Consider the following 7513-nt stretch of genomic DNA (forward strand, 5'->3'; position numbering starts at 1 on the left):
ACTGTATTGCTGATGGTTATTGGTACAGTCGGTCATGCCGCTTATCTTTTGCCAATGCAAATGACAAGCAATATGGTGATGTATAGCAGCGGTTATTTTGAAGTCAAGGATATGCTTAAGTCAGGCTGGGCTTTTGTCTTGATATATTTGCTCTTTTGGATAATAACGGCTTATACGTATTGGAAATGGCTTGGCCTTTGGTAGTTTGTTTGTAAAAAGAGATAGATGCATTTAAATAATAGTGTAATAATTAAGGTTTCGTCTCAATCCTTAAAAGATGTTAATTAGCAAATAATAAACAGCTTTAAAGAGAGGCGAAACCTTCTTATTTATCTTGGATAATTGCCGAACAGGTTCGGGAGGCGGCAGTTGCGGCGAAGCAGATTGCGGATGGCAAATATAATTAATAATAATAAAATTAACAATAACTCAGGTGTTTAATGAAAAAAAGAATGACCGGGCAACCAAAGTGGTCCAGGGTATCGGTGGCGGAGCTATTATGCCGGTCAGCATGGCTATCGTATACAGGATCGTCCCCAGGGAGAAAATCGGCCTGGCTCTCGGGGTCTGGGGTATGGCGGCGGTATGTGGCCCGGCTGTCGGGCCGACTCTGGGGGGCTATATTGTAGACCACCTAAACTGGCGGTTTATTTTTACAATGGATATTCCCATTGGTGTCACCGGCCTTATATTAATGCCCGCCGCTATTGTGACAACGCTAATGATGCCGGTAAGCGGCTTTCTTTTTGACCGTTTTGGCCCGAAAGTCCTGGCTGTTGCCGGCTTGACCTTGACAGCCTGGGGGACTTTGGAATTCCATAATCTGAGTTTGAATAAGCAATCATAGCATTGCCGATATCTATGACTCGCGTGCATATGCGTTGGGCAAGAGCTTCATTAATTTATCATCTCTAAGAACGCGGCAATTCTGGTAGTTAGTTGTCCAATTGTCTCCTGTGAATAATCAGTTTCTAAATTTAGATAGGGAATATTTTTTTGGTTAACCACATCTTTGACTCGTTTTGTTTCCACATTATAAGTGTGACAGGTCTGCAGTATGACATCCACAACCCCATCCACCTTATATTCGTCAATATAATGAGAGAGCATGTCCATGCGGTGATCATTGGGACTCATGCACGCGCAGCCTGACTTTATATACCTGGTCGTTAACGCGTCAAACGGGTCGCCTGTTTCCTGAACGCCATCTTCTTTGTCCTTGATGGCTGAGCAGTTCTCAAAGCAGACTACCACACCGCCATTATCCTCTATGATTTTAATGATATTTTCAGTGGCATCCCCCAAGGGCGAGCCGGTGACCATTATTCTCTTCGCGGTAGCCGGCACCGCACTGCCGTTTTTTTCATAGTCCTCCTTGATGGCATTTGTCAGTTTCTCAACCTTTTCGATTTCTGTTTCCTTATCAGCAATAAACAATGTGGCCTGAATAACTTTTCTCATCTCGAAACCATAAATCGGCGGCGGCACCATTTTCCCCATTTCATAGAAATTCCTCAAGGCTTTTCTTTCTCTATTTCTTAATTTGATTCTATCCCGGATAGCATCATCTGTGATTTCAACATCTAATTCTTTCTCCAGGGCTTCCTTTAACTTCACCATTTCGGATCTGTAGTACCGGTAAGAGCCTTCCGCTTTCGGATTTTGGTGCAAATGCATAATATGCATGGGTTTCAAGTCGCTTAAAAACTCATACATCTTTTTCTTGCCGTCACAGGTGGTCTCACCTATGAGCATATCCGAAAAATAAAAATAAGGGCATTTACCGGTAATAGCGAAGCCGTAGCTTGATTTGATTAATGGACAAAGATTAGCCGGCAGATGCTGCTCCGCGTCAGGAATCGTAGTGTCGGACATGCCGCAAAGCCATACGGCGACGGCTCCTGAAGCGGTAATGATCTCCCAGGGCGCGAATCCGCAGTACACACCTACCACCTTTTTTCCCTGGTCTTTTAATTCCTTTGTCGATATAAATCCATTTTGTCTGGCTTCGGCAAATTCGTTTAACATGGGGGTAAAATCCATTGTTTTTTTCTCCTTATTTATATAGACAGCATTTCAATAAAGGCGCTGACCCTGGTGTTGAGCTGACCTGATTCGGAATGAGCAAGGTTGGTTTCAAGACTCATATATCCGGTGTGCTTCTTATCTTTGACTAACCGTCTCAGAGGTACGGTTTCCACGCTGTAGGTAAGGCAGGCCCGCAGCACGAAATCGATTACTCCATCTACCTGATAGTCGTCAATAAGTCTTGCTGCCAGCTCCATCCTGTTATGATTCGGCGACATAACCGGGCATGGTATTTGCAGATATTTTTCCGCTATAGCGGAGAAGGGCTCCATATCCTCGTTGACCAAGCCGTCGCTTCCTTTCAGCCAGTCACAAGTTTCAACGCAGACAATATTGCCGCCGGCTTTCTCGATAATGTTGATAATCCCGGCCATCTTTTCTCCCAGCAGACAGCCGGTCAGCAGTATTCGTGGAGAATTATCATATTCTTTCACATCTGCATCTGGGGGTCCGCTTTTTATATGCCGGATCATGGCATAGAGGTCTTCTAAAGCTTTTTCACGATCAAGTCTGTAGTCAAAATTACCAAGTATGCTGTATGCTTCAGAACTCATTAATACTCCGGGATGGGCACGCCAGTTCTCATAGAACTCTTTAACGGCAAGTCTCTGCGAATTTTTTTGTTTGATGGCGTCCTTGAGCTTAGCAACGGTGATGTCAACCTCAAATTCCTGTTCAAGGCTGCTCTTTAATCTCCTCATTTCATTTATCCACAGCAATGACTCTTCATGGCCGGTGTTTTTTTGAGGCAGCTGCATAATATGGGTTGGTTTAAGTTCTCTTAAGTATTCATACATTTTTTTCTTGCCGTCACAGGTTGTCTCCCCAACAACTAAATCCGCGGCTTCAAAGTATGGGGATTTGCCGCTTACCGCCTCGCCAAAGCTGGATTTAACTATGGCGCATAGATTGCGAGGCAGATGGACCTCCCCTTCCTGGACATATTGCTCTGAACTGTTGCATAGCCTGAGCGGCACGGCCCCGGCAGCCAAGATTATCTCGGTCGGTGTATAAGTGCAGTAATAGCCTGCTATTTTGGCTCCTTCTTTTTTCAGCCTGTTTAATTCCTGAACAGCATCAGACCTGGCGTTTTTAAACCGGTCAATGATTTGTTTCTTTTGCTCCATTAGTTTGTTTCCTTCCCTACTTTATAAGCAGCCCGGTAATATTGTGTTCCAGCTGTTTGTGTCAATTCATATGAGGAAGATGTGCGAAATCCCCAAGCATAAAATGAACTTGGTCGTCAACCAATGGGGGAAGATGACAATTTAATTATATAAAAGTTCTTTTTTATATTCTAATAGAATTTATATATGAGAATCTTGATTAGAATAGAAAATATCTATGTTCGAGAATGAGACCGTGAGGAGAATGCAACAGCTAAATAAATACCAGGTCATTTTCCGGACAATCCCTGTCCAGCCTGTCCATCAGCGCATTTAAAATCATATCCAGAACGCGTATGGCTCCCCTGTAGCCAACGACAGGCAAATAAGAATGGACATGTCTGTCCATGACGGGAAATCCTATTCTAACGAACGGCAGATCCTCGGCTCTGGCCAATAGTTTGCCGTGGGTATCGCCCATCAGCAAATCCACCGGTTCATTTTTGAGCCATTGCTGCAGGTCGAAAAGGTCGGCCGGATTTTTAGCCCTGCCGTCTATCTTGTATTTCCTGAAAATCTCCCGCATTCTATCCTCAAAATATGCTCCCGGGGTTCCGCTGACAGCGTATTGAGGGATCATGCCGATACCGGCAGTAAACTCGGCAAGGGCTATGATCAGATCGGGGTCGCCGAACAAAGCGATTTTTTTGTGATAAAAATACGGATGGGCGTCCAGGATGATATCAATGACCTGTTCTCTTTCTTCTTCCAAATCATAAGAAACATCCTGGCGGCTTATTTGTTTCAGCGCCATAATAAAGCGATCTGTAGCTTCTATCCCAATGGGTAAATCCATTAATGCCAGGGGCACTCCGCATTGCTCCCTGAGTTGGACGGCTGCCGCTTCCGATGCATATTTGCCCAGAGCAAAAGTCTTCTTGCAATTGCCCAAGTCAATAATGTCCGCTACTCTGGTGCCGCCCGCGGGATATTCATTAATCTTTTCCAGCCCGCGTTGTCCAAATACACCGCAGGTATCAGGCAGCATAATGTAATGCACTCCCATAAGAGCGCTAATCCGCTTGATTTCCTTCATGTCGCCGGGGTTGACAAATCCCGGCAGAATACAGACCTTATCGTTCGGGGAGCCGGAATCTACGGCTAAATATTGGATAGCTGAAGCTGCCAGGTTGGCGAATCCGGTGATATGCGAACCGGTGTAGCTGGGCGTATTGGCATGAATGAGGTATTTCCCTTCCGGCAGGGGGAAATCGCACAGGCAGGCTTTAATATCATCACCTATTGTTTCACTGAGGCAGGTAGTATGCACCGCGATAATCTCCGGATTATACAAATCAAAAATATTTTTTACGGCGGTTTTCAGGTTGGCGTCACCGCCGAATATGGCGGCGGATTCTTTTAAAACGCTGGTTGTTACCTTAAAAGAGCGGCGAAAATGTCTTTGCAATAAGGTTTTCTGATAGCGGCTGCAGCCTGATGAGCCATGGCTGTGAGGCATGCAGCCATGAATACCCAGGGAAGCGTATATTGCTCCCAGGGGCTGGCAGCCGGCCAGCGGATTAATACGCAGGGCCTGCCTCGTAATTGGTTCCCGCGGTGTTAAATCGAGCATGCTCATATCCTCCTCCAGGGTGCGACATCGTTCTGCCAAACCGCCATATTCATCGTCATTAACAAGTCCCGCGCCAAATGGACGGCTCCTTGGAATCCGCCATAATCAAACCGGTATTCGTCGGCGTTGAAGAAGCAGGAAGGAGAAGCGGCGCCGACTCCCGCAAATTTTTCTTTGATCCCGGGGAAGTAAATATCAGGCTGAAGGGCTATAAGCAATTGTTCGGTTTCACTCTGACTGAGATTGGATATCAGGATACTGCCCAAAGCGGGATTGGAACGGACAGCGTGATCATGCGCAAGCTTTATTTTTGTTTTTATTTTTTCGTATAAGCTGACGGGAAAGTTAATATGGTAGTGTTCCAAGTCGGTATCGTACCGCGTGTCGTCTTGGGCGGCGGGAGCGTTGCCACCGCTTTCTATCGCCGACAGGAAGCCTATTTCATTCTGCCCGGGACGGCACAATAACTCGTTGCCTACTGTAACGGGACTGACTTCCAGGTCGGCAAGCAGTGCTTGATAATGGCGGGTGACAAATTCATCTTCAAAGATTACCGCAACTTTATCTTTTAATTTCAATTTATAATTGTCCATACTGTCTTTAACCCGTTCCAGCTCTTTGGCAATTAAGTCTTCTGTTTTGCTTAAAAGTTCCGGATCGCCGAAAAAACCGGCCATGTTTTTTAAAGAATTAATGATGTTGTCCATCCCGATAAAGTTAAATCTCATCCATCTGGTGCCAAATTTATCCTGCATGACATCCACCAAATCCGCCACGACCTTGTCGCTGCTGAACAGATTTAATTTAGCCTGCTGGGCGCTTTGCAAGTCGTCATAGCTGCCGTCCCCCATTAAAACCGCTACGATATCATAGCCAATCTGTTGAAAGATCCGGGCAATTTCTTTCGCTCTCCGGCCGTTGTAAAATTCACCGATTATATTAACCGGATATTTTCCCACATTTTTTTGCCCGGTGCCGATAACGTTCTCAATTATCCCAAGATTAGCCAGTCTATAGCCGGGGATACTTTTAAAACCTTCACAGGAAAAAGACATCACTTTAATTCCATGTTCCTTCTCGGCTGCTTCCGCGATTGCCTGCACATCATCGCCGATCAGCCCTACCGGACAAGTGGAACAAACGGCTATGACCGGAGGATGAAAAATTTCCACCGCTTCTTTAATAGCCTGTTGAAGCTTTTTTTCCCCGCCGAAAATGATATCGCTTTCTTCCATATTGGTGGAAAAGCTGTAACTGTAATAATCGTGCCGCGCATTTGCCGGTCTGTGATGGAGGCGGTTGCCGCCCCAGGAATAATAGGAACAGCCCGCCGGCCCGTGGGTAATGATTAAAATACCGCTGATCGGACTTAACACCAGCCCCCGGCAGGCCATGTAGCAGCAGCCGTGCTTGCACAGGACGCCGGGTATGTCCATCATTAAGGTGCTCAGGTCCCTTTCTCCGGTGAGAAATTTGTTCTGGGTATGGATACGTTCAGTTAGCGACACTATTTCTTCACGCTCCCCATCGGCCGGCCAAATCTTCCAGTTCCTCAAGTTCCATAGGCGTAGGTATGACCAAGTCCCTGTTTTCGTCAATACTGTCGGCCAGACTAGCGTATTTTTGGGCCTGCGAAGATTCGGGGGCATATTGAACTACGGTTTGTTTATTAATCTCAGCCTGATGGACAATACTGTCCCAGGGGATAAACTCAATCATCCGGCTGCCGAGTTTTTCGGCGAAAGCTTTGATTAGTTCTTCTTCTTTCTTAATCCGGCGCGCATTGCAGATAATCCCGCCAAGGCGGGCGCCGCCGGTAGCCGCGAATTTTTTTATCCCTATGCAGATATTATTGGCGGCGTACATGGACATCATCTCACCCGAGGTCACGATATATATTTCCCGGGCTTTTCCTTCCCGGATCGGCATGGCAAAGCCGCCGCAGACCACATCCCCTAAGACGTCGTAAAATATATAGTCCAGATCGGCGGTATAGGCGCCCATGCTCTCCAGCAGGTCGATGGCAGTAATAATGCCCCGCCCCGCGCAGCCCACCCCGGGCTCAGGACCGCCTGACTCCACACAGCGGATGCCGCCAAAACCGGATTTTAGCACATCGTCCAGCTTTACTTGGCCATACTGGCGCAAAGTATCCAGAACCGTTTGCTGTCTTTTCCCGCCAATGAGCATTCTGGTGGAATCCGCTTTAGGATCGCAGCCTATCTGCATGACGATTCTTCCTTTTCTGGCCAGAGCGGCAGTCAGATTCTGGGTAATCGTCGATTTGCCGATGCCGCCTTTACCGTAAATCGCTATTTGTCTGCGTTTCTTACTTTCCTTATGCATATTTTCCCCCTTCCCCTGCTGTTCCACGGAGCGGCCTGAAGCCGGCTTTTTATTCGCTTCGCCCTCCATCTAAAATCAGTTTGCCAGCGGCACACAGCTTTTGATTTCAGCGCCATGATTGTCGGCAAGCCTTGTTATCCGCACATTTATTCCATAGGTATCTCTCATGTTCGTCTCGGTGATGATATCGTCCGCCGTGCCGATCTTAACACCGTTTTTGTTCAGTAAAGCCACTTTAGAGGAGCAAAGAAAAGCATGATTGGGGAAATGGGAAGTCATGATCACGCCGATGCCTTCTTCCGACAGTTTTTTTATTTGCAGGAGAACCCTTACCTGATTG

General features: G+C 46.6%; 7 protein-coding genes and 1 pseudogene. 2 read left to right on the forward strand and 6 right to left on the reverse strand.

Annotated elements, in window-relative coordinates:
* A partial coding sequence (locus A4E54_RS02970; RefSeq protein ID WP_286724274.1) for an anion permease occupies positions 1–204 on the forward strand: 204 nt, incomplete at its 5' end.
* A 229-nt stretch (positions 205–433) separates the two neighbouring features.
* Positions 434–847: an MFS transporter gene (locus tag A4E54_RS15865; protein ID WP_502687915.1), complete on the forward strand. Its 414-nt coding sequence runs from the start codon at positions 434–436 to the stop codon at positions 845–847.
* A gap of 50 nt (positions 848–897) precedes the next feature.
* Here the strand turns inward: A4E54_RS15865 and A4E54_RS02980 are convergent, their stop codons facing one another.
* From A4E54_RS02980 to A4E54_RS03005, 6 genes and pseudogenes are all read right to left on the reverse strand, one after another.
* Positions 898–2043 carry a double-cubane-cluster-containing anaerobic reductase gene (locus tag A4E54_RS02980; RefSeq protein WP_286724275.1) on the reverse strand — a complete coding sequence of 382 codons (1146 nt, stop codon included), beginning with the start codon at positions 2041–2043 and terminating at the stop codon, positions 898–900.
* Positions 2044–2060: 17 nt separating this feature from the next.
* The gene (locus tag A4E54_RS02985; RefSeq protein WP_286724277.1) at positions 2061–3215 is read right to left on the reverse strand and encodes a double-cubane-cluster-containing anaerobic reductase; all 1155 of its coding nucleotides are present in this window, start codon (positions 3213–3215) and stop codon (positions 2061–2063) included.
* A 253-nt stretch (positions 3216–3468) separates the two neighbouring features.
* The gene (locus A4E54_RS02990) at positions 3469–4827 is read right to left on the reverse strand and encodes a nitrogenase component 1 (RefSeq protein ID WP_286724279.1); all 1359 of its coding nucleotides are present in this window, start codon (positions 4825–4827) and stop codon (positions 3469–3471) included.
* A 2-nt stretch (positions 4828–4829) separates the two neighbouring features.
* Positions 4830–6335, reverse strand: coding sequence for a nitrogenase component 1 (locus tag A4E54_RS02995; RefSeq protein ID WP_286724281.1), 1506 nt, complete (start codon positions 6333–6335; stop codon positions 4830–4832).
* 7 nt (positions 6336–6342) lie between these two features.
* Positions 6343–7173 carry a nitrogenase iron protein gene (gene nifH / locus A4E54_RS03000; RefSeq protein WP_286724283.1) on the reverse strand — a complete coding sequence of 277 codons (831 nt, stop codon included), beginning with the start codon at positions 7171–7173 and terminating at the stop codon, positions 6343–6345.
* Positions 7174–7248: 75 nt separating this feature from the next.
* Positions 7249–7513 (reverse strand): annotated as a pseudogene (locus A4E54_RS03005) (ABC transporter ATP-binding protein); the annotation flags it as partial.

Source organism: Pelotomaculum sp. PtaB.Bin117 (assembly GCF_002067195.1).
Classification (GTDB): Bacteria; Bacillota; Desulfotomaculia; order Desulfotomaculales; family Pelotomaculaceae; genus Pelotomaculum_D; species Pelotomaculum_D terephthalicicum.